This is a genomic window from Variovorax sp. GW822-FHT04E09 (assembly GCF_058800845.1).
The window spans coordinates 294,021-319,511 of record NZ_JBXAMR010000005.1 but is presented as its reverse complement, the minus strand read 5'-3'; the positions used below and the strand labels follow the sequence as shown (position 1 = coordinate 319,511).

The window sequence follows — 25,491 nt, the reverse complement described above, 5'->3', positions numbered from 1 at the left end:
GTTCACTTGTTCTTGTTGTAGACGTCGATGAACACCGCTGCCAGCAGCACCAGCCCCTTGATGACCTGCTGGTAGTCGATGCCGATGCCCAGGATCGACATGCCGTTGTTCATCACGCCCATGATGAAGGCGCCGATCACCGCCCCCATCACGCGGCCCACGCCACCCGAGGCCGAGGCGCCGCCGATGAAGCAGGCCGCGATCACGTCGAGCTCGAAACCCAGGCCCGCCTTGGGCGTGGCCGTGTTCAGGCGCGCCGCGAACACGAGCCCCGCCAACGCGGCCAGCGCCCCCATGTTCACGAAGGTGAGGAACGCGAGCCGCTGCGTCTTCACGCCCGACAGCCGCGCGGCCTTCTCGTTGCCGCCCAGCGCGTAGATGCGCCGGCCGATGGTCGTGCGGTTGGTGACGAAGTCGTACACCACGATCAGCACCGCCATCACCACCAGCACATTGGGCAGGCCCTTGTAGGTCGAGAGCAGGTAGCTGAAGAAAAGAATGATCGCCGCGAAGAACAGGTTCTTCACGAGGAAGAAGGCATACGGCTCCTGCTCCATGCCATGCGCCTTGAGCTTGGCACGACCGCGCAGCTTGAAGAACACCAGCGCCGCGGCCGCCAGCGCGCCCACGATCAGCGAGGTGGTGCGTAGCGTGTCGCCGCCGAGCGGATCGGGAATGAAGCCCGAACTCAGGCGCTGGAACTCGACCGGAAACGGCCCCACCGACTGCCCCGCCAGCAGCGCCAGCGTGAGCCCCTTGAACACCAGCATGCCCGCGAGCGTGACGATGAATGACGGGATCTTGCGGAACGCCACGAACCAGCCCTGCGCGGCGCCGATCACCGCGCCGGCCGCGATGCTGATGATCGCGGTCGGCACGAAGTGCCACTCGTACTCCACCATCAGCACCGCCGCGAGCGCGCCGATGAAGCCGCAGACCGAGCCCACCGACAGGTCGATGTGCCCCGCCACGATCACCAGCAGCATGCCCAGCGCCATGATGACCACGTAGCTGTTCTGCAGCAGCAGGTTGGTGAGGTTCAGCGGGCGCAAGAGCGTGCCGTCGGTCAGCACCTGGAACAGCACCATGATCGCGACCAGCGAGATCAGCATGCCGTATTCGCGCAGGTTGTTCTTCAGGAAGCCCACATGGAGCTTCGGTGCAGCGGCTGGTGCGGCGCCCTGCACCGCGTTGGCTTCAGGCAGCGACATGAACGGAACTCCCTGCGCTCACGATCGCATGCATGATGCGTTCCTGCGACGCCTCGGCCGCCGTGAACTCGGCCACGAAGCGGCCCTCGTTCATCACGTAGATGCGGTCGCACATGCCCAGCAGCTCGGGAAGTTCGGAAGAAATCATGAGAATGCCTTTGCCCTCGCTCGCGAGCTGGTCGATGATGGTGTAGATCTCGTACTTGGCGCCCACGTCGATACCGCGCGTGGGTTCGTCCAATATCAGCAGTTCCGGCTTGGTGAAGAGCCACTTGCTCAGCACCACCTTCTGCTGGTTGCCGCCCGACAGGTTGACCACCAGCTGCTCGACGCCCGAGCAACGGATGTTCAATGCCTTCTTGAAGTCATTGGCCACCTTGAACTCGCGGCCGTCGTCGATCACCGCACGCTCGGCAATCGCATCGAGGTTCGCGAGGCTGATGTTCTTGCGGATGCCTTCCTCCAGCACCAGCCCGAGGCCCTTGCGGTCTTCGGTGACGTAGGCGATGCCGTGGTCGATGGCCTTGCGCACCGTGCTCACGTCCACCGGCTGGCCGTGCATCAGCACCGAGCCGCTGATGCGCTGGCCGTACGACTTGCCGAACACGCTCATCGCCAGCTCGGTGCGCCCCGCGCCCATGAGACCCGCGATGCCGACGATCTCGCCCTGGCGCACGTGCAGGTTCACGCCCTTGATCTGCTCGCGGTCGGCATGCAGCGCGTGGTGCACGCGCCAGTCGCGCACCTCCAGCACCGTCTCGCCGATCTTCGGCGAGCGCTGCGGATAGCGGTGTTCCATGTCGCGTCCCACCATGCCGCGGATGATGCGGTCTTCACTGATCGGCGCGATGCGGCAGTCCATCGTCTCCACCGTCGCGCCATCGCGCAGCACGGTGATCGAATCGGCCACCTTGGCGATCTCGTTGAGCTTGTGCGAGATGAGGATCGAGGCGATGCCCTGGCGCTTGAGTTCGAGCAGCAGCGCGAGCAGCGCATCGCTGTCGTTCTCGTTCAGGCTCGCGGTGGGCTCGTCGAGGATCAGCAGCTTCACCTCTTTCGCCAGCGCCTTGGCGATTTCCACCAGCTGCTGCTTGCCCACACCCAGGTCGGTCACGAGCGTGGTGGGCGGCTCCTTCAGACCCACCTTCGCAAGCAGCTCGCGCGTCTTCGCATAGGCGGCGAACCAGTCGATCACGCCGCCGCTCGCGATCTCGTTGCCCAGGAAGATGTTCTCGGCAATCGACAGCAGCGGCACCAGCGCCAGCTCCTGGTGGATGATGATGATGCCCAGCTTCTCGCTGTCGGCGATGCCCTTGAAGCGGCGAAGCTCGCCCTCGAAATGGATCTCGCCGGTGTAGGAGTCGCACGGGTAGACACCGCTCAATACCTTCATGAGCGTCGACTTGCCCGCGCCGTTCTCGCCCACCACCGCGTGGATCTCCCCCGCGCGCACGGCGAGGTTGACGTTGCTCAGGGCCTTCACGCCCGGGAACGTCTTGGTGATCCCGCGCATCGCGAGGATCGTGCGCGCTTCGCCGGCCGGGCTCACTTGACCTGGCTTTCCTTGTAGTAGCCGCTGTCCACCAGCACCTGCTTCCAGTTGGAGCCGTCGACGCTCACCGGCTTGAGCAGGTACGAGGGCACGACCTTGATGCCGTTGTTGTAGGTCTTGGTGTCGTTCACCTCGGGCGCCTTGCCCGAGAGCATGGCGTCGACCATCGCGACCGTCACCTTGGCCAGCTCGCGCGTGTCCTTGAACACGGTGGAGCTTTGCTCCTTGCGCAGGATCGACTTGACCGACGGAATCTCCGCGTCCTGCCCTGACACCACCGGCATCGGCTGCGAACCCGAGCCGTAGCCCACGCCCTTGAGCGACGAGAGGATGCCGATCGACAGGCCGTCGTACGGCGACAGCACCGCATCGACGCGGTCCTTCGTGTAGTAGGCCGACAGCAGGTTGTCCATGCGCGCCTGCGCCACCGCGCCGTCCCAGCGCAGCGTGCCGACCTTGTCCATGCCCATCTGCTTGCTGCGCACCACGAGCTTGCCGCTCTTGATGTACGGGTCGAGCACCGACATCGCGCCGTTGTAGAAGAAGAAGGCGTTGTTGTCGTCGGGCGAGCCGCCGAACAGCTCGATGTTGAACGGGCCCTTGCCGCTCTTCAGGCCGAGCGCCGCCTCGATCGACTGCGCCTGCAGCACGCCGACCTGGAAGTTGTCGAAGGTGGCGTAGTAGTCGACGTTCTTCGAGCCCTTGATGAGCCGGTCGTAGGCGATGACCTTCACGCCCTTGTCAGCCGCCTTTTGCAGCACGTCGGACAACGTTGTGCCGTCGATGGCCGCGATGACCAGCACCTTCGAGCCTTTGGTCACCATGTTCTCGATCTGCGCGAGCTGGTTCGGAATGTCGTCGTCGGCGTACTGCAGGTCGGTCTTGTAGCCCTTGTCCTTGAAGTACTTGACCATGTTGGCGCCGTCGGCGATCCAGCGCGCCGACGACTTGGTGGGCATCGAGATGGCGATCAGGCCCTTGTCCTGCGCCTGGGCCAGCGGCGTGAAGCCGACGACGGCGAAGGCCAGGCCCGCGAGCGAGGCCTTGAGGAAGTTGCGTTTCATGTCGGTCGGTCCTCAGTACTTGCGGTTCGGAAACTCTTTGGCCGCGACTTCCATCGGGAAGATGCCTTCTTCCGTGACGATGCGCTTGGGCAGCGTCTTGCCGGCCTTGATGTCCTTCACCGCGCTCATGAGCTGCGGCCCGAGCAGGGGGCTGCATTCCACCGACACGTTGAGCTTGCCGGCGATCATGGCTTCGAAGGCGCCCTTCACCCCGTCGATGGAGATGATGGTGATGTCCTTCGCGGGCTTCATGCCGGCCTCTTCGATCGCCTGGATCGCGCCGATGGCCATGTCGTCGTTGTGCGCGTAGAGCACGTTGATCTTCTTGCCCTCGGCCTTGAGGAAGGCCTCCATCACCTCCTTGCCCTTGGCGCGCGTGAAGTCGCCGGTCTGCGAGCGGGTGATCTTGAACTTCGGGTCGGCCTTGATGATTTCCTCGAAGCCCTTCTTGCGATCGATGGCGGGGGCCGAGCCCACGGTGCCCTGCAGCTCGACGATGTTCACGTCACCCTTCTGGTCCTTCATCTTCTCGACGAGCCAGCGGCCGGCCTTGCGGCCTTCCTCGGTGAAGTCGGAGCCCATGAAGGTCACGTAGAGCGAGTCGTCCTTGGTGTTCACGGAGCGGTCGGTCAGCACCACCGGGATCTTGGCGGCCTTGGCTTCGCGCAGCACGGTTTCCCAGCCCGACTCGACCACGGGCGAGAACGCGATCACGTCGACCTTCTGCGCGATGTACGAGCGGATGGCCTTGATCTGGTTCTCCTGCTTCTGCTGCGCGTCGGAGAACTTGAGCTCGATGCCCGCCTCCTTGGCCGAGGACTTGATCGACTCGGTGTTGGCGGTGCGCCATTCGCTCTCGGCGCCCACCTGCGCGAAGCCGAGCACGAGTTTCTTCTGCGCGAGGGCGGACATGGGCAGCATGCTGCCCAGGGCTGCGGCGGCGAGCGCGGTGTTGAGGGTGCGGCGATTCATGGTCATGGTTGTCTCCTTCTTGATGAGTCTGTGATGTGTTCGGTCAGGCCAGCATGTAGCCGGTCTTCACCGTCGTGTAGAACTCCGCGGCGTGGCGCCCTTGTTCGCGCGGCCCGTAGCCCGACCCCTTGCGGCCGCCGAAGGGCACATGAAAGTCCACCCCCGCGGTCGGCAGATTGACCATCGTCATGCCGACCACGGCATGGCGCCTGAAGTGCATCGCGTGCTTGAGCGAGTTGGTGCAGATGCCCGCGCACAGGCCGAAGGGCGTGTCGTTGCACAGCGCGAGCGCTTCGTCGTAATCGGCGGCGCGCAGCACGCAGGCCAGCGGCCCGAAGATCTCTTCGCGCGCGATGCGGTGTTCGGGTTGGGCCAGGAAGAGCGCGGGGCTCATGTAGTGGCCGGCGGTGGCGCGCTGCAGTGCTTCGCCGCCCCACACATGCTCCGCGCCCTCTTCGCGCGCGATGTCGATCCACGCGAGGTTCTGCGCCAGCCGCTCTTCGTCGGCCACGGGGCCGATGTCGATGCCGCGCTCCAGCGCGTGGCCGATCTTCAGTGTCTTCAGGCGCTGGCGCAGCTGCGCCACGAAGGCGTCGTGCACGGCGGCTTCGACGATGAGGCGGCTCGATGCGGTGCAGCGCTGGCCGTTCGAGAAGTAGGCGCCCTGCACCGCGCAGTCGACGGCGCGGTCCAGGTCGGCGTCGGCCAGCACCACCAGCGCGTTCTTGCCGCCCATCTCCAGCTGCACCTTGGCGCGCCGTGCGGCCGCGGCCTGCAGCACGCGTTCGCCGTTGGCGGCCGAGCCGGTGAAGCTCAGCGCATCGACCAGCGGGCTGTCGACCAGCGCCTGGCCCGCTTCGCGCCCGCTGCCCATCACGAGGTTGAACACGCCGGCCGGCAGCGTGGCGCGGCCGATGATGTCGGTGAGCGCCCAGCCGCAGGCCGGCACCAGTTCGGCCGGCTTGAAGACCACGCTGTTGCCGTGCGCCAGCGCCGCGGCGATCTTGGAGGCCGGCACCGCGAAGGGCGTGTTCCACGGCGTGATGAGGCCCACCACGCCGACCGGCTCGCGCGTCACGTCGACCTGCACGCCGGCGCGCACCGAGGCCACGTTCTCGCCACCGCCGCCGCGCAGGGCCTCGCCCGCGAAGAACTTGAAGATCTGGCCGGCGCGCGCCACCTCGGCCACGGCCTCGGGCAGGGTCTTGCCGACCTCGCGCGCCAGCAGCAGGCCCAGCTCGTCCTTGCGTGCGAGCAGCTCGGCGCCGATGCGGTCGAGCACGTCGGCACGCCGCTGCGGCGTGCTGTGGCTCCAGTGCACAAAGGCTTCGCTGGCCGCGCGGATCGCCAGCTCGACCTGGCGCCGGTCGGCACGTGCGTACTCGGCCACCACTTCGCTGGTGTCCGATGGATTGACGCTGACACCGGTGGTTGCGCTGGTTTCCCAGCGGCCGTTGATGTACTGGCGCACGCTCTGCCGAAGCTCGCCGTGGATCACCGTGGCGCTGCCTTGTCTCTGTTGTTATGGGACTGGGGCGGAAGTCTAGGAATGATTTCGATATCGATCCAATCGTTTTTTAGACAAAATGCATATCAATCGGTGGATTCTGGAAAACCCCGTCAGACCTTCGTTCGCAGCTTCATGAACACCTACAACCACTGGTTCATCCGTGCCCGCCTCAAGACCCGCCAGCTGCTGTTGCTGGTGGCGCTGGCCGAGGAAGGCAACATCCACCGCGCGGCGCAGGTGCTCAACATGACGCAGCCCGCCGCGTCGAAATTGCTGAAGGACCTGGAAGACGTGCTGGAGGTGCCGCTGTTCGAGCGGCTGCCGCGCGGCATGCGCCCCACCTGGTACGGCGAGACCATGATCCGCCACGCTCGCGTGGCGCTGGCCAGCCTGAACCAGGCGCACGACGAGCTCACCGCGCTGAAGGCCGGGCGCCTCGGCCAGGTGAACGTGGGCGCCATCACCGCGCCGGGCCTCACGCTGATGCCGCCGGCCGTGGCGATGGTCAAGCGCGAGCAGCCCGACCTGCGCGTGTCACTGGAGATCGAGACCAGCCCGGTGCTGCTCGAGCGGCTCGAGCAGGGCAAGCTCGACATCCTCGTGGCGCGGCTGTTCGCCGAGCACGACAAGTCGCAGCTGCGCTACGAGGCGCTCACCGAGGAGCCCGTGTGCGCGCTGGTGCGCCCCGGCCATCCGCTGCTGGGCGTGAGCGGCCTCACGCTGCGCGACGTGGTGGGCGCCGGCTGGATCGTGCCGCCCGCGGGCAGCGTGCTGCGCCACCGCTTCGAGCTGATGTTCCAGGAAGAAGGCCTGGCGCCGCCGGGCAACATCATCGAGAGCCCGGCGCTGCTTTTCATCACGCGCATGCTGCAGCAAAGCGACATGGTCGCGGTGCTGGCGACCGACGTGGCGCGCTACTACGCGGCGCACGGCATCGTGTCGCTGCTGCCGCTGGACATGCCCTGCCACATGGACGCCTTCGGCATCATCACGCGCACCGACCGGCTGCTGTCGCCGGCCGCGAAGGTGATGATGAAGGCGCTGAAGACGGCGAGCATGAGCGTCTACGGACGCAAGCTCGAGATGGACTGATCAGGTCCAGCCGGCGTCCACGGTGAACTCCTGGGCCGTGCACATCTTCGCGTCGTCCGACGCGAGGAACAGCACCATGCGCGCGATGTCTTCCGGCATCAGCTTGTCGGGCAGGCACTGGTTGCGGTGCAGCGCCTTCTCGCCCTCCTCGTCGAGCCACAGCGCCACCTGCCGCTCGGTCATCACCCAGCCGGGCGACACGGTGTTGATGCGGATGCGATCGCGGCCCAGCTCCACCGCGAGCCCGCGCGTGAGGCCGTTCACCGACGACTTGGCGATCGCGTAGCAGGGGTAGCCCGAGCCCTTGGTCTGCCAGCCCGTGGAGCCGAGGTTGATCACCGAGCCGAAGCCCAGGCGCTTCATGCCCGGCACCACCGACTGGATCGCGAACAGCGCGGGCCGCTCGTTGATGGCCATGCGGTTGTCGTAGTAGTCGGGCGTGACCGATGCGAGCGTGTGGCGGTCGTCGCTGGCCACGTTGTTGACCAGCACCGCGAAGTCGCCGAGCTCGGCGGCCGCGTCGGCCATGGCCTGCTGCAGCGCGCCGATGTCGCGCACGTCGCAGGCGCGCCACCACGGCGCGGCGTGGCCGGCTTCGGCGATCTGCGCGGCGAGCACCGCGCTGGCGGCTTCTGCAATATCGACAAAGGCCACGCGCGCGCCCTGCGCCGCGAAAGCAGCGACGATGGCCGCGCCGATGCCGCTGCCGCCGCCGGTGACGAACACGGTGCGGCCCTTCAGGCTGGGATGGATGGAAAGCTGGGGGGAATTCAAGGACAAGGTCTCCAGGGGGCATCTCGTGACATTGCAAAAAACATATCAATCAATGCAGTTATTTTCAATTTCTATTATCAATATGCCTTGATACGATCCGCCGCGTCAAGGCGACATGACCTACAGGAAGAACAAATGACCATGCAAGAGACAAGCGCCCCTTCTTCGCCGCTCGCAGCGCCCCGCGCGCTCGGCACCCCCGAATGCCTCTGGCCGGCCGCCGCCGACCTCGGCGAAGGCACGCTGTGGTCGGTGCGCGAGCAGGCGCTGTACTGGATCGACATCCTGCAGCCGCGCCTGTTTCGCTACGAACCGGCCACGGGCGCGCAGCGCACCTGGCACTTCGACGAAGAGATCACCGCGATTTCCGAGCGCGCGTCGGCGCCGGGCCTGTTCCTCACGCTGCGCCGCGGCTTCGCGCTGTTCGACACCACCGCGCCCGGTGACACCACCAAGCCGCGCTACCTGCACCAGCCCGAACCCGAGCGCACCGGCAACCGCTTCAACGACGGCAAGTGCGACAGCCGCGGCCGCTTCTGGGCCGGCAGCATGGACTTCGACTGCAAGGCGCCCACCGGCGCGCTCTACCGCTTCGACGCCGACGGCCACTGCACGCGGCACGACGACGGCTTCGAGGTGACCAACGGGCCGACGTGGTCGGGCGACGGCCGCACCATGTACTTCAACAACACGGCGATCAACACGATGTACGCCTACGACTTCGACATGGACGCCGGCGCGGTGTCGAACAAGCGTGTGTGGCACCGCTTCCCGAAGGGCGACGGCCTGCCCGACGGCATGACCACCGACGCGGCCGGCCGGCTGTGGATCGCGCACTGGGACGGCGCGTGCATTACCTGCCACGACCCGGTGAGCGCCGTCGAGCTGTGCCGCATCGCGCTGCCCGCGAGCAACGTGACCGACTGCGCCTTCGGCGGCGCGGACATGCAGACGCTCTACATCACGACGGCGCGCAACGGCCGCACCGAAGCACAGCTGCAGAGCGAGCCGCTGGCCGGTGGGCTCTTCTCGGTGCGCATCGACAGCCCGGGCGTGCCGGCGGCGCTGTTCGCAGGCTAGCCCGCCCCGGGCCCCTCGCGCGGCTGCAGCGACGGCAGGTGCGCCGCCGCGAAATCGGCGAACAGCCTGGCCCGCGCAAAGCTGCCACGGGATGAAGGCCACACCGCGTGGACCGGAATCCTCGGCGACTCGAACTCGGTCAGCACCAGTTCGGCCTGCCCGTTGTCGAGCAGGTCGCGGATTTGCCACAGCGGCGTGAAGAACAGGCCCAGCCCGCTCAGCACGGCCGCATAGATCGCGGCCGTGTTGTCGGCCCGGAAGCGCCCCGTCACCTTGACGCGCTGCAGCGTGCCGTCGACCGTGAAAGGCCAGTGCGCGTCGCTGCCGTGCGTGGTGCGCACCACGCACTGGTGGTCGGCGAGGTCTTCGGGCCGCTGCGGCCGCCCGTGCCGCGCGAAGTACGCCGGCGAGCCGAACACCACCAGCCGCAGCTCGCCGAGCGGCTTGGCCGCCAGTTCGGAATCGGGCAGCTCGCCGATGCGGATGGCCAGGTCCAGCTCGCCTTCGATCAGGTCCACGAAACGGTCGGAGGCCGTGAGCTCGACCTCCATGTCCGGGTAGCGCTGCATGAACGCGCCGATCAGCGGCACCACGAAGGCCGGCGCGAACTGCACCGGCGCGGCCACGCGCAGCAGGCCCCGCGGCGAGTCGAGCTGGCTGCTGGCCTCGACCGCCGCCGCATCGAACTCCGCCAGCGCGGCCCGCACGCGGCGGTGGTAGGCCAACCCCACTTCGGTGACCGACGACTGCCGCGTCGTGCGGCGAAGGAGCTGCACGCCCAGGCTGCGCTCGAGCACGCTCAGCGAGCGGCTGATGGACTGCACCGAGCGCCCCAGTTGCCGGGCCGCCGCGCTCTGGCTGCCGTGGTCGACGATGGCCACGAAGGCCCGGATGTCCTGAATCTGGTCCATGGATTCTCTCGGTCTGGATGAAGGTCTATGGCGGCGCGCGTGGATTCCCGATGGTGCCTGCCGTTCGTATCTTCGAGGCCTCGCGGTCGCAGGCCGCATGGCCACAAACGAAGCGAAGGAATCATTCCATGAAACAACGACACAGACCCACCGTGCGGGTGGTCGGCGCCGACGGCGCAGAGGGGCTGCAACCTCGTCCGCGCACATTGAACAACAACGACATCCAGGAGCTTTCCCCATCATGACCACCCGAAAACTGCCAGCCCGTTATGCGGGCATCGCCATGCCCTTCCTGCTGTCGATCTTCATGTCGTGCATCGTGGCGGGCATCTCCACGCTCAAGAGCGTGGGGCTGGCCTCGGGCCTCTTCCAGATGTGGATGGCCGCATGGGGCGTGTCGTGGCTGGCCGCGTTTCCCTCGCTGCTCGTGGTGCTGCCGGTGGTGCGCCGGATCGTCGCGGCGACGGTGCAGAGCCCGCAGCGCTGATCCGTGGTCAGCCGATGCCGAAGCGGTGCTCGGTCGCGCTGGCGAACACCTCGCCGGGACGCAGCACGGTCGACGCGAATTCCGGCTGGTTCGGCGCATCGGGAAAGTGCTGCGTCTCCAGGCACAGGCCGTCGCCCTGGCGCAGGCTCGCCCCCGCGCTGCCGAGCAGGCTGCCGTCGAGGAAGTTGCCCGAATAGAACTGCACGCCGGGCTCGGTCGTGTGCACGTCCATCACGCGGCCCGAGGCCTCGTGGGCGAGGCGCGCGGCCAGCGCCAGCCCGTTACCTCTGCGATCAAGCACCCAGTTGTGGTCGTAGCCATGCGCGCGCAGCAACTGCTCGTGGCTATCGCGGATGCGCTCGCCGATGCGCGTCGGCGTGCGGAAATCGAAAGGCGTGCCGGCCACCTCGCCCAGCCCGAGCGGAATGAGCGTGGCATCCACCGGGCAGTAGCGGCTCGCGGGCAGCGTCAGCACATGGTCCATCACCGAACCGCTGCCGGCGAGGTTGAAGTAGTCGTGGTGGCTCAGGTTGAGCACCGTGGGCCGGTCGGTGGTGGCGCGGTAGTCGACGCGCCAGGTGTTGGCCATGGCGCCCAGCGTGTAGCGCACCGTCAGCTGCACCTCGCCGGGGTAGCCCTCTTCGCCGTCGGCGCTGGTGTAGCGCAGCTCGAGGGCGAGTTCGTGAGGCACCGGCACGATCTCCCAGTAGCGCTTGCCGAAGCCGGTGGCGCCGCCATGCAGCGTGTTCACGCCGTCGTTCAGGCCCAGCTGGTGAGCGGTGCCATCGAGCGTGAAGCGGCCCGCCGCGATGCGGTTCGCGTAGCGGCCGACGATGGTGCCGAAGTGCGGATGCGGCTTCAGGTAATCGGCCAGCGAGGGCAGCCCCAGCACCACGTTCGCGCTGCGACCCTGCCGGTCGGGCACGTGCAGCGCGGTGACGATGCCGCCGAGGTTGATGGCGCTCAGGCGCAGGCCGTGGCCGTTGTCGAGCGTGTATTCGGTGACGGGCCGGCCGTCGGGCATGGCGCCGAAGGGGCGCGAGGTGAGAGCTTCGATCATCGGGCTTGCGACTGCAGCGCCTCGCGCGCGCACTGCGATGCGGTGCGCAGGCCGATGCGGTCTTTCAGGTCGTGGAAGGTCGGTGGCTCGGCGTCGTGCGTCATCACCTCGACGCGGTGGCCCGCCTTGCCCACCGCATCGGCAAAGCGCTGCTGCAGCGCGAACGGCGTGTTGCGGTCGCCGGGGTTGCCGATGAGCACGATGCGCCGCTGCGGGTCGCGCGGGATGCCGGCCACATGGTCCAGCGGGTCGTAGACCTGCGCGCTGCCCGTGGTGTCGGTGCGCCCGTTCTTCGAGCGGCCGAGCAGCCGCGCGCGCTCCAGCAGGTCGAAGGCGCCCGAGGTGAGCACCGCGCAGGCCACGCGCGTGCGCCCGAGCGTGAGCAGCGCGGCGCCGGCCGTGGCGCCGCCGCTGTGGCCGAAGAGCACCACGCGCTGCAGCCGGTGGCGCTGCATCAGCGCTTCGAGCGCCGCGTCGAGCGCATGGAACTCCACCGCCTCGCGCCGCTGGCGGTGGTCGCCCGACGAGCCGTAGGTGCCGGGGCGCGCCATGAAGATCCACGGCATGCCCGCGCGGTCGCTCGCGGCCTGCGCGTCGAGCGTGCGCAGCGGTTCGGTGTTGCCGGGAATGCGCGTGGGCGACAGGTTCATTACGCTGTCGCGGTCGCCCGAGAACTGCACGATGGCGATGCGCGCGTCGTCGATGTCGCGGCTCGCGAAGTAGCGGATGCACGACGGCCCCTCGACCGCCTGCACCCAAAGGAAGCCGGGGCGGTCGGGGCAGTTGGCGCGCACGGCGGGCTGGTTCCAGTGCAGCAGTGCGCCCTCGGCCGACGCGGAGGCTGCGGGCTCGCGCGGCGCTGCGGCCTTCGGCGCATCGGCACGCTGCGCGCAGGCCGTCTGCACGAGGGCAAGGAGCACACAGGCCAGGCGCGCGCGCGGGCTCATAGCTTCTGCAGCAGTTCGGAGATGAGGCCGAAGTCCGACTGCTGGCGGTCGCCCTTCACCAGCACCAGGTCGCCGTCGCGCAGGAATTCGCCGAGGTAGCCGGTGAGCTGCGCGGCGTCTTCGAAGTGCGGGCCGAGCAGCTCGGCCGGCACCTCCTCGCGCAGCCAGCGCATCTCGGCGCCGTGCGTCACGAGGTGCTGGATGCCCGAGGCCAGCAGCGGCGCGGCGAGGCTGCGGTGCATCGCTTCGGCTTCCTTGTCGAGGTTGATGATGCGCCCGAGCACGCCGATCTTGCGCGTCACCGGCCCGTGCGCCGCATGCTGGCAGGTGCGCACGAACTCCATCGCGTTGCGCATCGACATGACCTCGGCGTTCCAGCTGTCGTCGATCAGCGTGGCCTGCACGCCGCCCTGCGTGCGCAGCGGGCGCAGCTGCATCACCGAGGCCGGCAGGCGCACGAAAGGCATGCGCGCGCACGCGGCCTCGGCATCGAAGCCCAGCGCCAGCAGCGCCGCGAAGGCCAGCGCCGAATTGCGCACCAGCCCGGCGCTCGCGATCGGGAACAGGTACTCGACCGTGCGCCCCGGCAGCGCGATGCGCACACGGCAGCCGCCGTCGGGCTCGGGCTGCGTGTCGACGATGCGGATGTTGGCGTCGGGGCTGCTGCCCACCACCCAGATGGCGCCCGCCGTGCGCGCGGCCGCCCGCACCACCTCCATCAGGCAGGGGATGTGGTCGGGCACGATGGCCACGCCGCCGGGCTCCAGCCCGAGGAAGATGCGCGACTTGAACTCGGCCGTCTGTTCGAGCGTGGCGGTCTGGCGGGTCTGCGACAGGCCGATCTCGGTGAGGATGGCCACGTGCGGGCGCGCCACGAGCGAGATCGGTCCGCGGTCCATCCACAGCGCGCTCTGTGCCATCTCGAGCACGCACACGTCGGCATCGGCCGCGAGGTTGGCCAGCATCGCCGGCACGCCGACGCGCGAGTTGTAGTTGTCGATGGTGGTGTGCACGCGCGCCGCCTCGGGCAGCAGGTCGCGCAGCATGGCGATGGTGGACGACTTGCCGACCGTGCCGGTCACGCCCACCACGCGCCCCTGGAAACGCGCACGCGCGGCCACGCCCAGGTCGATCATGGCGCGGATCGGGTCCTCCACCTGCAGCAGCGGGAACGACGGGTCGAGCCCGTCCACCGGGTGCGCGACCACGGCGCCCGCGAGCGCGTGCTGCAGCACGGGCACGTCTTCATGGCGGTCGGGGTTGTCGGCGCGCGGCTTGCTGTAGTTCTCGTGCTTGGCGAGCGTGCGGTAGTCGGACGCGATGAACAGCGCCGGCTTCGGCAGCCGCGCCATGTGCGTCGGCCCGCGCACCACCGCGTTGACGAACCAGCCCGGCGGCGGCGGCACCAGCCACTGCCCGCCGGTGACGCGCTGCAGGTCGTCGGCAGTCCACACGGGCGACGCCTGCGGCGTTGCCCCAGGGCGCAGCGCCGCGAGCACGGGCGCGGGGCGCTCGGGCAGCGGCGTCGGAAACTTCGGCACGCGCAGGCCGCACCACACGGGCAGCCGGCGCGCGCCCGGCAGGTCGGGCATGCTGCCGCGCACGCGCACCTCGATCTGCAGCACGTCGTTCTCGAGCAGGCCCAGGCGCGGCGCGCGCAGGCCGTAGCGGTCGCGGTAGATGCGCCCCGGCGTCCAGCGGCTGGTGGGCCACATCCAGTCGCAGGGGTCGTGGTCCATGGCTTCGCCCCAGGCCGGCATGGTGGTGCTGCGCATCGGCAGCGCGCGGAACTGCACGCGCAGGTCGGCGCTCACGGGCGCATCGGCGGTCCAGAACGACTCGACCCACAGCAGGCGCCGCCCAATGATCTGCGTCGGCGCGAGGCGGATGCCCACGAGGCGCAGCGGGCCGAACTGCAGCGGGCGAATCCTGGCGTCCTCGGGCACGGCATCGACCGACCACTCGGGCCGGGGCGCGAGCACGGGGCCGACCAGCGCGGGCGGGCGCGAGGCCGACAGCGGCGCCAGCGGCGGGCGCCCGGCCGGCGCGGTGCGTTCGGGCGGCGACAGCTGCAGCGCGCAACGCCCGTCGGGCCGCGGCGTCATCTCGGTGCCGAGCGCGCGGCACAGTTCGGCAAAGCGCGCGCTCGCGGCCTGCGCCGCCTCGCCCGCGAGCTGCTGCGAGAAACCGAAGCCCACGCCCACCGGCGTGAACACCACCTCTTCCACGCCGTGCGGGCCGAGGCGCAGCGAGAACACGCCGGAGTCCGCGAGATCGTTGCGGATCGCGTCGAACAGCAGGTCGCCCGCGTCGTGCAGGATCGGCCGGCCCTGGTGCACCTCGATGCCCTGCAGCACATGCGCCGAGGTGCCGAGCACCGCGTCGGCGCCGGCTTCGACGATGGCATGGCCGACGGCGATCTCGGCGCGCGAGGGCGCGGTCTCCAGGTTCTCGCCCCAGTGCACGGCGACCAGCACCACGTCGGCCTCCTGGCGCGCGGCGGCGATGCGCGGCGCGAGCGTGGCGCGCCAGGCCGCCGGGTCATCGAGCGACAGCCAGGCCGCGCCGGGGCGCTGCGCGGTGGCGGCGAAGCGCGGCTGCGTGGCGTCGAGCGAGAACAGCGCCACGCGCAGCCCACCGGCCTGGCGGAAGGCGGGGCGCAGTGCCGAGTCGAGATCAGGCCCGGTGCCAGCGAACGCGATGGCGGCGGCGTTCAGCAGCCCGTGCTGCTCCAGCAGCGCCTCGGGGCCGTAGTCGCCGCTGTGGTTGTTGGCCGTGGCGACCATGTCGATGCCGGCCTCGGTCAGCACCGCGAGCATCTCGGGGCGCGCACGGTAGTAATACGGGCCGCCCTCGTCCTTCTCGACGCCCTGCGCGCCCGTGGTGGCGACCACGCATTCGAGGTTCACGATGCGCAGGTCGGCCTCGCGCAGCGCGGCGATGTCGCCCAGCATGCGGGCGGGGCCGCCGAGGTCGTGCATGCGGTAGTGCTGACGCCGGCCCAGGTTGACGTCGCCGCCCCACAGCACGATGCCCTCGGCACCGCGCGGCGCGGCCGGTTCGGCCGTGGCCTGCGTGAGCTGCGCGCTCTGCTGCTGCGCCTCGCGCGCTTCGAGCAGGCGGTGGTAGGCCACGTAGCCCGACAGGTAGTGCTCCACGTCGTCGATGCGCACGCGGAAGCTGTGGTGCTTGATGAAGAACGAGCCCGCGATGCGGTCGGGGTGGCGGAAGAACATCGCCAGCTCGGGCCAGAAGTGGCCGTTGGCGAGGTAGCGCGCGCGGTGCTCCAGCGCGCGGTCGAACTTGTGGCGATCCAGCCCCGCAAGCAGCGGGCGCAGGGCCGGGTCGGCTTCGAGCCGCAGCACCATCTCGCGCGCGGCCATCATCAGCTCGAGCAGCGTGGGGAAGGTGGTGATGCGCTCCAGCACGAAGTCCAGGTGGCCCGCCATGTTCTGCAGGCCGAACTGGTAGTAGCGCGTCTCGGGCTTGAAGCGCGTGAGTTCGTTGACGCAGTAGCTCAGCCAATGGTCGTGCGCGCGCCAGTGGCCCGCGGCGATGAAATGCTCGAAGGCCGTCTCGACCACTGCGAGCCAGCGCGCGTCGCGCGTGAGGCCGTACAGCCGCATCAGCCCGAAGGCCGCTTCGCCGTCGTAATAGATGATGCGGTAGGGCTCCTTCACGTCGAGCCCCGGGTGGTTGAGCACGTGCACGAAGCGCCCGGTCTCGGGGTCCTGCATGGAGCGGATGCCCAGCGCGAGCTGCTCCATCAGCGGCTGGTACTGCGCATCGCCGGTGAGCTCGGTGTACTTCACCAGCGCCAGCAGGCACACGGCGTTGCCGCCGAGCTTGATCTCGTTGCCGATGTCGACCAGGAACGCGGCCTGCGTGCCGTCGGCCAGCGTGGCGCGGCGGATCAGCCGCTGGCTCAGGAAGGTCAGCGCGCGGTCGATGGCGGCCTTCTGCACGTCGCTGCGCGTGAGCTCCCAGCCTTCGAGCATGGCGTAGGTGGAGCTGGCGTGGCGCAGCGTGTTGTAGGTGGGGATCGCGCGGTCGAAGCAGGGGAACCAGCCGTAGTGGAACTCGCCCGTGGGCTTGACCTGTTCTGCCAGGTAGTCGCTCGCCGAGTCGACCAGCGTGCGCACCTGCGCCGCGTTCCAGTCGGTGAGCGTGCGAAAGCCCGCGGCCTGCCCTTGCGCGGTGAGCGGCCAGGCGCCGTCGGCGTCGACGTACACGGCGCGCGTGGTGAAGCACCACACGGGCGCGGCGTCGTCGGTGGGAAAGTCGCGCTCGTCGCCGAAGCGGCGCTTGGTGTGCGTGCGCAGGTTGCCGTTGTTGGGCTCCGCGTGGTCGACCGTGCCGTTGTAGAGCACGGCGCTGCCGTGCATCTCCTGCGCGAGCAGCGCGGTCTCGAAGCGCGCGTCGAGCGCGATGCCTTCGTTGAAGTAGTTGCGCTTGGTCTGCGCCAGCCGCGCCTTCAGTTCGCCCCAGGTCATGGGCGTGGCGTGCTCGACGATCTCCGCGCGCAGCCGTTGCGCGGGCCGCTCGGCGCGCTTGGCCTTCACGGCCAGCGCCTCGGCCGCGGCCTGCCATGCGGCCTCGGTGTCGGGGCCGCGGCCCATGACCACGCGGGCGCGGCTTTCGCCCTCGCCCATCGCGAGGAACACCACGCAGCCGGCCTCGTCGGTGGCGGGCGGGGCCGGGGGCAGCGCCCCGTCCGGGGTGGCCAGGGCCTGCCTGGCGCGGTTCAACAGATCGGCGAGGGGGACGGGAGCTTGGTGAGTCATGCGCCGCGAATGATGACAGGCCCCGGCGCGGCCTGCCACTGCGGAAATCCGGGGCGGCGTCAGACCCGGATCAGGCCCGGGTCACGCCCAGGCGTCGAACACCGCGCCGCGCACGGCCTCGACCGCCGCCGATCGCTGGCCGCCGGCCGGCGCGATCCAGCACAGCCAGGTGTGTGAGCGCCAACCGTTCCAGATCTTCAGTTCGCCCTGGCGCTCGCCCTGCTCGGCCTGGTCCAGCCGCATCAGGCCCGCGCCCATGCCGCTGGCGACCATGCTGCGGATGGCGCTCTCGCCGTCGGCGGTGACGCCCTGGCGGTAGTCGCGCCCGGCCGAAGCGAAGAGCTTTTCGAGGTGCGCGCGCAGGATGCACGAGGGCGGCGTGCCGACCCAGGTCAGGTCGGTGAGCTGCGCGAGCGTGAGCTCGGGGTGCGCCTGCGCCACGGACAGCGGCAGGCCCACGGCCAGGTCGACCACGCCCAGGCGCCGCAGCTCGAAGCCTTCGAGCCGCTCGGCGTCGCTGAGCACGTAGGCGCAGTCGAGTTCGCCGCGCTGCACGGCCGCCAGGGTTTCGTACGACAGCCCCTGCTTGAGCTGCAGCGTGACCTGCGGGTGCTGCTGCGCCAGCGTGACCAGCACGCTGCCCAGGCGCAGCGCCACCGGATCGACCACCGTGCCGAAGCGCACCACGCCCTGCGCCGCGCCGCGCAACTGGTCGGCGGCCGACTGCATGCGCATCGCCGAGGCCAGGGTGCGCTCGGCCTCTTCGAGCAGGCGCCGGCCGGCCGCGGTGGGCGACATGCCGCGCGGCGTGCGCTCGAACAGGCGCACGCCGAGTTCGTCTTCCAGCGCCTTGAGCTGCGCGCTGGCGGCCGGGGCGCTGGTGAACACGCGTTCGGCGGCGCGGGTCAGGTTGCCCTCCTTCGCGATGGCGACGAAGGTCTTCAGTTGGTACAGCTCCATGACCGCGGATTGTGAGCGCGTGCGACGCGGTCGTCCGTTCGCTTTTTCGGAAGCCCCTGTCCAAAGAAACGAATGGCCTTCGCGGCGAGGCGTCCCCATCCTTCAGGCCACGCGCTCCCTCTTTTTTCTTGAAAGGCCTTCCCGTGTCCTCCCCTTCCTCACGCCTGCCGGGCATCGCGGCCCTGCTCTTCGCCACCGCCAGCTGGGGCAGCCTGTTCCTCGTCGGCAAGGGCGTGCTGCAGCACGTGGCGCCGGTGTGGCTCACGCTCATCCGCTACACCCTGTCGGCGCTGGTGTTCGCCGCGCTGCTGGGCCTGCGCGGCAACGGCGGCTGGCACAAGCTGCGGCAGCATGCGGTGCCGCTGGCGCTGCACGGCTTTGCGGGCTTCGGCGTGTTCAGCATCCTGCTGTTCGTCGGGCTCTCGCACTCGGTGCCCTCGCACGGCGCGGTGCTGATCGCCACCACGCCGATCACCACGCAGCTGCTGCGCTGGTGGCTCGACGGCGTGCGCCCGACGCGCACGACGCTGCTGACCGCCGCGCTGGCGCTGGCCGGTGTGGCGACGGTGGCCGGGCTGCTGTCGCCCGGCGGCGCAGGCCTGTCGCACGACACGCTGCTCGGCGACGCCATCGCCTTCGTCGGCACGCTGGGCTGGGTCGTCTACACGCGCGGCGCGGCGCGCTTCCCGACGCTGGACACGGTGGACTACACCGCGCTCACGGTGCTGGCCTCGTGGCCGCTGCTGCTGGCCGTGGCGGTGGGCATGACCGTGCTGGGCGCCTCGCCCGCGCCCGACGCGCAGGGGCTGCGCCTGTCGTGGCAGGTGCTGCTGTACGTGGGGCTGGTGCCGTCGGCGCTCGCGGTGCTGGCCTTCAACCACGGCGTGCGCGCGCTCGGCGCGGTCACGGGCACGGCCTTCCTGAACTTCGTGCCGGTATCGGCCTTGCTGATGGGCGTGGCGCTGGGCAAGCCGCCCGCGACGCACGAGATCGTCGGCGTGGCGATGGTGGTGGTGGCGCTGCTGCTGCATGTGGCGGCAGCGAAGCGCGCGGCAACGCCGGTGGCGCCGGTTCGCGTGCCGTCGCCAGGCCAGCGCACCTGCGGCGTCACGCCATGAACAGCGCTCAGCCCTCGGCGCGGCTGCGCCGGAAGATCGCGTAGTTGCCGTTCGCCATCCCCACGAGCACCTCGCCCACGTACAGCCGCGACTCCAGGTTGGCGACGGTGCGCCCGCGGTTGAGCAGCGTGGTCCTGCAGACGACCTGGCCTTCGAACACGGGCTTGAAGTAGTTCATCTTGATCTCGATGGTGGCGCAGATCTCGCCCGCCTCGAGCGTGGGGTACAGCGCCGTGCCCATGCCCGTGTCGGCCAGCGCGTACAGCACGGCGCCGTGCACCACCTCGTGCGGGTTCAGGTGCTGCGGCGCGACGACCAGCGTCATGGTGCTGGCGCCGGCGGTGGCTTGCTCGCAATGCAGGTCGATCAGTTCGGCGAAGGGGTGTTTCATGGCGACGGGAAATGAACGGACCGGCCGACTGTAGACCGCACGGCCGTCAGTCGCCGAGCGCGCGGTAGAAGTAGGTGGTGCCGCACGGCGTGCCGTCGGGCAGCAGCGCGTAGCCGGGGATGGTGCCCACGCGCAGCCAGCCGCAGCGGGTGTACAGCCGCTCGGCCTCGGGGCTGGAGGTGTCGAGCACCAGCAGGGTCTTGCCATGGTCGCGCGCGCGCTGTTCGGCGCCCTTCATCAGCAGCGCGCCGAGGCCGTGGCGGCGTGCGCGGCGGTGCACCAGCATCTTCGCGACCTCGCCGCGGTGCGGCTGGTTCTCGGGCTGCGCCAGCACCAGCTGCACGGTGCCGACGATGCCTGCGTCGTCCTCGGCCACGAGCAACTCGCGCTCGCCGCGCGCCACGCCGTCGGCCACGTGGCGCCAGAAGGCCCGCGCGCGCTCGGGCGTGAGCGGCTGCATGAAGCTCACCGAGGCGCCGCCGTCGACGCAATCGATGAGCACGTCGGCCAGCGCGTTCAGCTCGGCCTCGCTGACGGAAGAAAGGGCGCGCAGGCGCGGAGTGGTGGCAGCAGTCATGGTCATTTCCGGTTGGCGTGGGAAGGCGCGCTGGTGATGACGACCGCGTAGCGCGCCGTCTCGCGGGTGGGGTTGAAGTAGCTCGTCGGCTGGTCGAGCACGAGCGCCAGGCAGTCGCCGGCCTCGAGCCGGTGCTGCTGGTCGCCGACCGCGAGTTCGATGCAGCCTTCGAGCACCCACACCTGCTGGTGGATGCGCGGCTCGCGCGCGCCGGTTTCGTAGGCCACGCGCGCGCCGGGCGGAAACAGCACCTCGACGATCTGGATCGGCGAGGCGTCGCCGCCGGCCGAGACGTTGCGGCGCAGGTAGCCCGAATGCGGATCGCGCCATTCGAGCTGGTCGGCGCGGCGCGACACCGGGCTGGCGGTGGGCGCGTCGGACTCGAACAGCGAGGCCAGCGGCACGCCCAGGCCGGTCGCGAGTTTTTCGAGCAGCACGGCCGTCGGACTGCTCTCGCCGCGCTCGATCAGAGAGATCATGGAGCGGCTGACGCCGCAGTGCGTGGCCAGGGCGTCGAGCGAGAGATCGCGCGCGGCGCGCAGGGCGCGCACACGCTGGGCGATGCGGTCGTTGAGGCTGGGGGGTGACGCTGATTCTTCTTTCATATTGGATTAAATATCCAATGAAATAGAAATGCAGTCAACCCCAGGCTGAAAGCTGGCCGTCTCGGCCGCAGAGACTTGCTCGTCGAAGTGACTGTTCTTTGGAGAAATATTCATGCCAATCGCTGAAATCATCCAACACATCACCACCATCGACGCACCATGAGCGCCAACGATCCCGCCCCCCTGCCCTCGACGTTTGCCACCTTCGCCGACGGCCCCTCCGCGCCTTCCGCGCTGCGCACCCGCATCACGGCCGCCTGCCGGCCGCCCGAATCGCAGGCGCTGGCACCGCTGCTCACGCAGGCCCGGCTGCCGGCCGATCAGGCCGCCGAAGCCCACGCCCTGGCCCACCGCATCGCCCACCAGCTGCGCCAGCGCAAGAACGGCGGCGGTCGCTCGGGCCTCGTGCAGGGCCTGCTGCAGGAGTACGCGCTGTCGTCGCAGGAAGGCGTGGCGCTGATGTGCCTGGCCGAGGCGCTGCTGCGCATTCCCGACGCCGACACGCGCGACGCGCTCATCCGCGACAAGATCGCGCAGGGCCAGTGGCAGGCGCACGCGGGGCACAGCCCGTCGGTGTTCGTCAACGCCGCCACCTGGGGCCTGCTGCTCACGGGCAGGCTGGTGGCCACGCACAGCGAGACGGGCCTGTCGGCCACGCTCACGCGACTGATCGGCAAGGGCGGCGAGCCGCTGATCCGCAAGGGCGTGGACATGGCGATGCGCATGATGGGCGAGCAGTTCGTCACCGGCGAAACCATCGCCCAGGCGCTGGCGCATGCGCGCACGCTCGAGGCGCAGGGCTTTCGCTATTCGTACGACATGCTCGGCGAGGCCGCGCTCACGGCCGACGACGCGCGCCGCTACCGCGCGGCCTACGAAGACGCCATCCACGCCATCGGCCGCGCCTCGAACGGGCGCGGCGTGTACGGCGGGCCGGGCATCTCGATCAAGCTGTCGGCGCTGCACCCGCGCTACAGCCGCGCGCAGTACACGCGCGTGATGGCCGAGCTGTACCCGGTGCTGCGCGACCTGGCGCTGCTGGCGCTGCACTACGACATCGGCCTGAACATCGACGCCGAAGAAGCCGACCGGCTCGAACTCTCGCTCGACCTGCTGGAGCGCTTGTGCTTCGAGCCCGCGCTGGCGGGCTGGCAGGGCATCGGCTTCGTGGTGCAGGGCTACCAGAAGCGCTGCCCCTTCGTGATCGACTGGGTGATCGACCTCGCGCGCCGCAGCGGCCACCGGCTCATGGTGCGGCTCGTGAAGGGCGCCTACTGGGACAGCGAGATCAAGCGCGCGCAGCTCGACGGGCTCGCGGGCTACCCGGTCTACACGCGCAAGGCCTACACCGACGTGTCGTACCTCGCGTGCGCGCGCCGGCTGCTCGATGCGCCCGACGCGGTGTACCCGCAGTTCGCCACGCACAACGCCCACACGCTGGCCGCGATCTACACGATGGCCGACCCGTCGCGCTACACGCCGGGCCAGTACGAGTTCCAGTGCCTGCACGGCATGGGCGAGCCGCTGTACGAGCAGGTGGTGGGCCCGCTCGGGCGGCCCTGCCGCATCTACGCGCCGGTGGGCACGCACGAGACGCTGCTGGCCTACCTGGTGCGGCGGCTGCTGGAGAACGGCGCCAACACCTCGTTCGTGAACCGCATCGCCGATGCGTCGATTCCGCTCGACACGCTGGTGGAAGACCCGGTCGCGACCGTCGAGCGCATGGCTGCGCAGGAAGGTGCGATGGGCCTGCCGCACGCGGCCATTCCGCTGCCGGCCGCGCTCTACGGTGCGCAGCGCGCGAACTCGCAGGGCCTGGACCTCGCGAGTGAAGCGACGCTGCATGCGCTCGCCGCCACGCTGCAGGCCAGCGCGACCGAGCCGTGGCGCGCGACGCCGATGCTCGCCGCGCCACGCGCCGAAGACGAAGCCAGTCGCACCTGGGCCGAGGTGCGCAACCCCGCCGACCGCCGCGACCTCGTCGGCCAGGTGCAGGACGCGGTGCCGGGCGACGTGGCCTCGGCCATTGCGCGGGCCGAAGCCGTCGCCGCCGCGTGGGCCGCCACGCCGCCGGCCGAACGCGCCGCCGCGCTCGAGCGCGCCGCCGCCCTGCTCGAAGCGCAGCAGCCGCGCCTGCTCGGCCTCTTGATGCGCGAGGCCGGCAAGAGCGGCGCCAATGCCATCGCCGAGGTGCGCGAGGCGGTCGACTTCCTGCGCTACTACGCGGCGCAGGCGCGCACCGACTTCGCCAATGCCACGCACCGCCCGCTCGGGCCGGTGGTGTGCATCAGCCCGTGGAACTTTCCGCTGGCGATCTTCACCGGCCAGGTGGCCGCCGCACTCGCGGCCGGCAACCCGGTGCTGGCCAAGCCGGCCGAGCAGACGCCGCTGGTCGCCGCCGAAGCGGTGCGCGTGCTGTGGGAAGCGGGCGTGCCGCGCGCGGCGGTGCAGCTGCTGCCGGGGCGCGGCGAGACCGTCGGCGCCGCGCTGGTCGGCGACGCGCTCGTGCAGGGCGTGATGTTCACGGGCTCGACCGAGGTCGCGCGCCTGCTGCAGAAGACGCTGGCTACGCGCCTGGGTACGCACGGCGCGCCGGTGCCGCTGATCGCCGAGACCGGCGGACAGAACGCGATGATCGTGGACTCGTCTGCGCTCGTGGAGCAGGTGGTGGCCGACGTGATGGCCTCGGCCTTCGACAGCGCGGGCCAGCGCTGCTCGGCGCTGCGCGTGCTGTGCGTGCAGGAAGAGGCGGCCGACCGCCTCGTCGCCATGCTGCAGGGCGCGATGGCCGAGAGCTGCATCGGCAACCCCGCGCGGCTCGCGGTGGACGTGGGCCCCGTCATCGACGACGAGGCGCGCGATGGCATCGAGCGCCACATCGCCGGCATGCGCGGGCGCGGCCGGCGCGTGTTCCGCCAGGGCCGCGAGTTCGGCCACGACACGCGCCACGGCACCTTCGTGCTGCCCACGCTGGTCGAGCTGGAACACCTGGGCGAGCTGCAGCGCGAGGTGTTCGGCCCCGTGCTGCACCTGCTGCGCTACCGCCGCCGCGACCTGGGCGCGCTCATCGGCCAGATCAACGGCAGTGGCTACGGCCTCACGCTGGGCGTGCACACGCGCATCGACGAGACCATCGCGCAGGTGGTGGCGCAGGCGCAGGCCGGCAACGTCTACGTGAACCGCAACATGGTCGGCGCCGTGGTGGGCGTGCAGCCCTTCGGCGGCGAAGGGCTGTCGGGCACCGGGCCGAAGGCCGGCGGGCCGCTGTACATGGCGCGCCTGCTGTCGGCGCGGCCCGACGACGTGCTGGCGCGCGCCGTGGCGGACGACGCACCCGTCTCACCATCGGCCGGCCTCGCGGCGCTCGAAGGCTGGGCGCGCGACACGGGCCGCGACGCGCTGGCCGCGCAGTGCCGCCGCTTCGCCGGCCTGGCGCACGTCGGCCGTGCACGCACGCTGGCCGGCCCGACCGGCGAGCGCAACGTCTACACGCTGCAGCCGCGCGAGGCCGTGCTGTGCCTCGCCGATGCGCAAGCCGACCGGCTCGTGCAACTGGCGGCCGTGCTGTCGGTCGGCAGCACCGCCATCTGGCCGGCCGATGCGCCCGGCGCGCACGCGCTGCTGGCCGCATTGCCCGACGAAGCACGCCACGCGGTCGTGCTCGCCAACGACTGGCGCGCGCCCACCGTGGTCTTCGACGCCGTGCTGCACCACGGCGACGCCGGCCACCTTGCCGGCGTGCTGCAGCAGGTGGCGGCGCGGCCCGGCCCCCTCGTCGGCGTGCGCGGCTTCGCGCCGGGCGACACCGGCATTCCGCTCGAAAGCCTGGTGCTGGAGCGCGCGCTGAGCGTCAACACGGCCGCGGCCGGCGGCAATGCGAGCCTGATGACGATCGGGTGAACGGGCTTATTTGTCGAACGCCGGGTCGATGGGCACGCGGTAGCCGTTGACCAGCCGGTTCGTCTCGTTCGCCATGCCCACCACGGCCATCAGCTCGGCGAACATGGCCGGCGTCATGCCGGCCTTTTCCGCGCCCGCGTGGTGGCTCGCGATGCAGTAGCCGCAGTTGTTGGTGACGCTCACCGCCAGGTAAATCATTTCCTTCACCACCGGGTCGAGCGCGCCCGGCGCCATCACCTCCTTGAGGCTGGCCCAGGTGCGCTTCAGCGTGGCCGGGTCGTTGGCCAGGTACTTCCAGAAATTGTTGACGTCGGGCACGTTGCGCGACGCCTTGATGTCGTCGAACACCGCGCGGACCTCGTCGGAAGCGGCGGCGTGCTCGATGGGCTGGGGTTTCATGCGATCTCCTGAAGTGTGAATGTGCGATGCAAAGCAACATTTGCTTTCGGTACCTTCACATTTATTGTGAATTAGGTCCTAGGTTCACGCGCCCTGC

Annotated in this window: 20 protein-coding genes; 5 read left to right on the top strand and 15 right to left on the bottom strand. The window is 69.8% G+C overall.

The genetic code is table 11. The annotated features are described in order from the left end of the window. Positions 1-2: 2 nt before the first annotated feature. Genes mmsB through AC1RL8_RS21635 form a run of 5 tightly spaced genes read right to left on the bottom strand, consistent with a single transcriptional unit; the run spans position 3 to position 6,297 of the window. On the bottom strand, positions 3-1,211 hold the full coding sequence (mmsB, locus tag AC1RL8_RS21655) for a multiple monosaccharide ABC transporter permease (protein ID WP_492686245.1): 1,209 nt from the start codon (positions 1,209-1,211) through the stop codon (positions 3-5). Continuing rightward, positions 1,198-2,724, bottom strand: a complete 1,527-nt coding sequence (mmsA, locus tag AC1RL8_RS21650; protein ID WP_492686402.1) for a multiple monosaccharide ABC transporter ATP-binding protein — start codon at positions 2,722-2,724, stop codon at positions 1,198-1,200. Before mmsA ends, mmsB begins: the two co-directional genes overlap by 14 nt. A gap of 32 nt (positions 2,725-2,756) precedes the next feature. Continuing rightward, positions 2,757-3,827, bottom strand: a complete 1,071-nt coding sequence (chvE, locus tag AC1RL8_RS21645; protein ID WP_492686246.1) for a multiple monosaccharide ABC transporter substrate-binding protein — start codon at positions 3,825-3,827, stop codon at positions 2,757-2,759. A 12-nt stretch (positions 3,828-3,839) separates the two neighbouring features. Beyond that, positions 3,840-4,805, bottom strand: coding sequence for an ABC transporter substrate-binding protein (locus tag AC1RL8_RS21640; RefSeq protein ID WP_492686247.1), 966 nt, complete (start codon positions 4,803-4,805; stop codon positions 3,840-3,842). A 37-nt stretch (positions 4,806-4,842) separates the two neighbouring features. After that, the gene (locus tag AC1RL8_RS21635; RefSeq protein WP_062480581.1) at positions 4,843-6,297 is read right to left on the bottom strand and encodes an aldehyde dehydrogenase family protein; all 1,455 of its coding nucleotides are present in this window, start codon (positions 6,295-6,297) and stop codon (positions 4,843-4,845) included. A gap of 144 nt (positions 6,298-6,441) precedes the next feature. Here AC1RL8_RS21635 and AC1RL8_RS21630 point away from each other — a divergent pair, with 144 nt between their 5' ends. Next, positions 6,442-7,401, top strand: coding sequence for a LysR family transcriptional regulator (locus AC1RL8_RS21630; protein ID WP_062480583.1), 960 nt, complete (start codon positions 6,442-6,444; stop codon positions 7,399-7,401). Here AC1RL8_RS21630 and AC1RL8_RS21625 read toward each other — a convergent pair whose 3' ends face one another. Further along, on the bottom strand, positions 7,402-8,175 hold the full coding sequence (locus AC1RL8_RS21625) for an SDR family NAD(P)-dependent oxidoreductase (RefSeq protein WP_492686248.1): 774 nt from the start codon (positions 8,173-8,175) through the stop codon (positions 7,402-7,404). Between the two features lie 135 nt (positions 8,176-8,310). Here AC1RL8_RS21625 and AC1RL8_RS21620 point away from each other — a divergent pair, with 135 nt between their 5' ends. Further along, a complete protein-coding gene (locus AC1RL8_RS21620; RefSeq protein WP_492686249.1) occupies positions 8,311-9,255 on the top strand; it encodes an SMP-30/gluconolactonase/LRE family protein in 945 nt (314 codons plus the stop codon). Here the strand turns inward: AC1RL8_RS21620 and AC1RL8_RS21615 are convergent. Continuing rightward, positions 9,252-10,166, bottom strand: a complete 915-nt coding sequence (locus AC1RL8_RS21615) for a LysR family transcriptional regulator (RefSeq protein ID WP_492686250.1) — start codon at positions 10,164-10,166, stop codon at positions 9,252-9,254. The genes AC1RL8_RS21620 and AC1RL8_RS21615 overlap by 4 nt on opposite strands. Positions 10,167-10,407: 241 nt before the next feature. Here AC1RL8_RS21615 and AC1RL8_RS21610 point away from each other — a divergent pair, with 241 nt between their 5' ends. Continuing rightward, positions 10,408-10,653 (top strand): DUF2798 domain-containing protein, encoded by a 246-nt coding sequence (locus tag AC1RL8_RS21610; protein WP_070060049.1) that lies wholly within the window; start codon positions 10,408-10,410, stop codon positions 10,651-10,653. 7 nt (positions 10,654-10,660) lie between these two features. Here AC1RL8_RS21610 and AC1RL8_RS21605 read toward each other — a convergent pair whose 3' ends face one another. The 4 genes from AC1RL8_RS21605 to AC1RL8_RS21590 form a co-directional block, all read right to left on the bottom strand. Continuing rightward, positions 10,661-11,713 (bottom strand): aldose epimerase family protein, encoded by a 1,053-nt coding sequence (locus AC1RL8_RS21605; RefSeq protein WP_492686251.1) that lies wholly within the window; start codon positions 11,711-11,713, stop codon positions 10,661-10,663. Next, on the bottom strand, positions 11,710-12,660 hold the full coding sequence (locus tag AC1RL8_RS21600; protein WP_492686252.1) for an alpha/beta hydrolase family protein: 951 nt from the start codon (positions 12,658-12,660) through the stop codon (positions 11,710-11,712). The genes AC1RL8_RS21605 and AC1RL8_RS21600 overlap by 4 nt, the downstream gene beginning before the upstream one ends. Continuing rightward, positions 12,657-17,444, bottom strand: coding sequence for a CapA family protein (locus tag AC1RL8_RS21595; RefSeq protein WP_492686253.1), 4,788 nt, complete (start codon positions 17,442-17,444; stop codon positions 12,657-12,659). The genes AC1RL8_RS21600 and AC1RL8_RS21595 overlap by 4 nt, the downstream gene beginning before the upstream one ends. Positions 17,445-17,525: 81 nt before the next feature. Then, the gene (locus AC1RL8_RS21590) at positions 17,526-18,404 is read right to left on the bottom strand and encodes a LysR family transcriptional regulator (protein WP_492686254.1); all 879 of its coding nucleotides are present in this window, start codon (positions 18,402-18,404) and stop codon (positions 17,526-17,528) included. 143 nt (positions 18,405-18,547) lie between these two features. Here AC1RL8_RS21590 and AC1RL8_RS21585 point away from each other — a divergent pair, with 143 nt between their 5' ends. Beyond that, a complete protein-coding gene (locus AC1RL8_RS21585) occupies positions 18,548-19,522 on the top strand; it encodes a DMT family transporter (RefSeq protein ID WP_492686255.1) in 975 nt (324 codons plus the stop codon). Positions 19,523-19,529: 7 nt separating this feature from the next. Here the strand turns inward: AC1RL8_RS21585 and AC1RL8_RS21580 are convergent, their stop codons facing one another. The 3 genes from AC1RL8_RS21580 to AC1RL8_RS21570 are packed head-to-tail and all read right to left on the bottom strand — an operon-like array spanning position 19,530 to position 21,095. Next, positions 19,530-19,913 carry a PaaI family thioesterase gene (locus tag AC1RL8_RS21580; protein ID WP_095743667.1) on the bottom strand — a complete coding sequence of 128 codons (384 nt, stop codon included), beginning with the start codon at positions 19,911-19,913 and terminating at the stop codon, positions 19,530-19,532. Between the two features lie 46 nt (positions 19,914-19,959). After that, positions 19,960-20,490, bottom strand: a complete 531-nt coding sequence (locus tag AC1RL8_RS21575; RefSeq protein ID WP_492686256.1) for a GNAT family N-acetyltransferase — start codon at positions 20,488-20,490, stop codon at positions 19,960-19,962. A 2-nt stretch (positions 20,491-20,492) separates the two neighbouring features. Next, positions 20,493-21,095 carry a helix-turn-helix domain-containing protein gene (locus AC1RL8_RS21570; RefSeq protein WP_492686257.1) on the bottom strand — a complete coding sequence of 201 codons (603 nt, stop codon included), beginning with the start codon at positions 21,093-21,095 and terminating at the stop codon, positions 20,493-20,495. 159 nt (positions 21,096-21,254) lie between these two features. On the opposite strand from AC1RL8_RS21570, the gene putA reads away from it, so the two are divergent. Then, entirely contained in the window at positions 21,255-24,995 is a 3,741-nt protein-coding gene (gene putA / locus AC1RL8_RS21565; protein ID WP_492686258.1) for a trifunctional transcriptional regulator/proline dehydrogenase/L-glutamate gamma-semialdehyde dehydrogenase, read from the top strand. 6 nt (positions 24,996-25,001) lie between these two features. On the opposite strand, the gene AC1RL8_RS21560 is transcribed toward putA, so the two are convergent. Beyond that, positions 25,002-25,394, bottom strand: a complete 393-nt coding sequence (locus tag AC1RL8_RS21560; protein WP_062481171.1) for a carboxymuconolactone decarboxylase family protein — start codon at positions 25,392-25,394, stop codon at positions 25,002-25,004. Positions 25,395-25,491: the final 97 nt, after the last annotated feature.

Excerpts from the sequence above, each read along its gene's own strand:
- mmsB (WP_492686245.1), bottom strand. The coding sequence starts at position 1,211 with ATGTCGCTGCCTGAAGCCAACGCGGTGCAGGGCGCCGCACCAGCCGCT.
- mmsA (WP_492686402.1), bottom strand. The coding sequence starts at position 2,724 with ATGCGCGGGATCACCAAGACGTTCCCGGGCGTGAAGGCCCTGAGCAAC.
- chvE (WP_492686246.1), bottom strand. The coding sequence starts at position 3,827 with ATGAAACGCAACTTCCTCAAGGCCTCGCTCGCGGGCCTGGCCTTCGCC.
- AC1RL8_RS21640 (WP_492686247.1), bottom strand. The coding sequence starts at position 4,805 with ATGACCATGAATCGCCGCACCCTCAACACCGCGCTCGCCGCCGCAGCC.
- AC1RL8_RS21630 (WP_062480583.1), top strand. The coding sequence starts at position 6,442 with ATGAACACCTACAACCACTGGTTCATCCGTGCCCGCCTCAAGACCCGC.
- AC1RL8_RS21620 (WP_492686249.1), top strand. The coding sequence starts at position 8,311 with ATGACCATGCAAGAGACAAGCGCCCCTTCTTCGCCGCTCGCAGCGCCC.
- AC1RL8_RS21615 (WP_492686250.1), bottom strand. The coding sequence starts at position 10,166 with ATGGACCAGATTCAGGACATCCGGGCCTTCGTGGCCATCGTCGACCAC.
- AC1RL8_RS21610 (WP_070060049.1), top strand. The coding sequence starts at position 10,408 with ATGACCACCCGAAAACTGCCAGCCCGTTATGCGGGCATCGCCATGCCC.
- AC1RL8_RS21605 (WP_492686251.1), bottom strand. The coding sequence starts at position 11,713 with ATGATCGAAGCTCTCACCTCGCGCCCCTTCGGCGCCATGCCCGACGGC.
- AC1RL8_RS21600 (WP_492686252.1), bottom strand. The coding sequence starts at position 12,660 with ATGAGCCCGCGCGCGCGCCTGGCCTGTGTGCTCCTTGCCCTCGTGCAG.
- AC1RL8_RS21595 (WP_492686253.1), bottom strand. The coding sequence starts at position 17,444 with ATGACTCACCAAGCTCCCGTCCCCCTCGCCGATCTGTTGAACCGCGCC.
- AC1RL8_RS21590 (WP_492686254.1), bottom strand. The coding sequence starts at position 18,404 with ATGGAGCTGTACCAACTGAAGACCTTCGTCGCCATCGCGAAGGAGGGC.
- AC1RL8_RS21580 (WP_095743667.1), bottom strand. The coding sequence starts at position 19,913 with ATGAAACACCCCTTCGCCGAACTGATCGACCTGCATTGCGAGCAAGCC.
- AC1RL8_RS21575 (WP_492686256.1), bottom strand. The coding sequence starts at position 20,490 with ATGACTGCTGCCACCACTCCGCGCCTGCGCGCCCTTTCTTCCGTCAGC.
- AC1RL8_RS21570 (WP_492686257.1), bottom strand. The coding sequence starts at position 21,095 with ATGAAAGAAGAATCAGCGTCACCCCCCAGCCTCAACGACCGCATCGCC.
- putA (WP_492686258.1), top strand. The coding sequence starts at position 21,255 with ATGAGCGCCAACGATCCCGCCCCCCTGCCCTCGACGTTTGCCACCTTC.
- AC1RL8_RS21560 (WP_062481171.1), bottom strand. The coding sequence starts at position 25,394 with ATGAAACCCCAGCCCATCGAGCACGCCGCCGCTTCCGACGAGGTCCGC.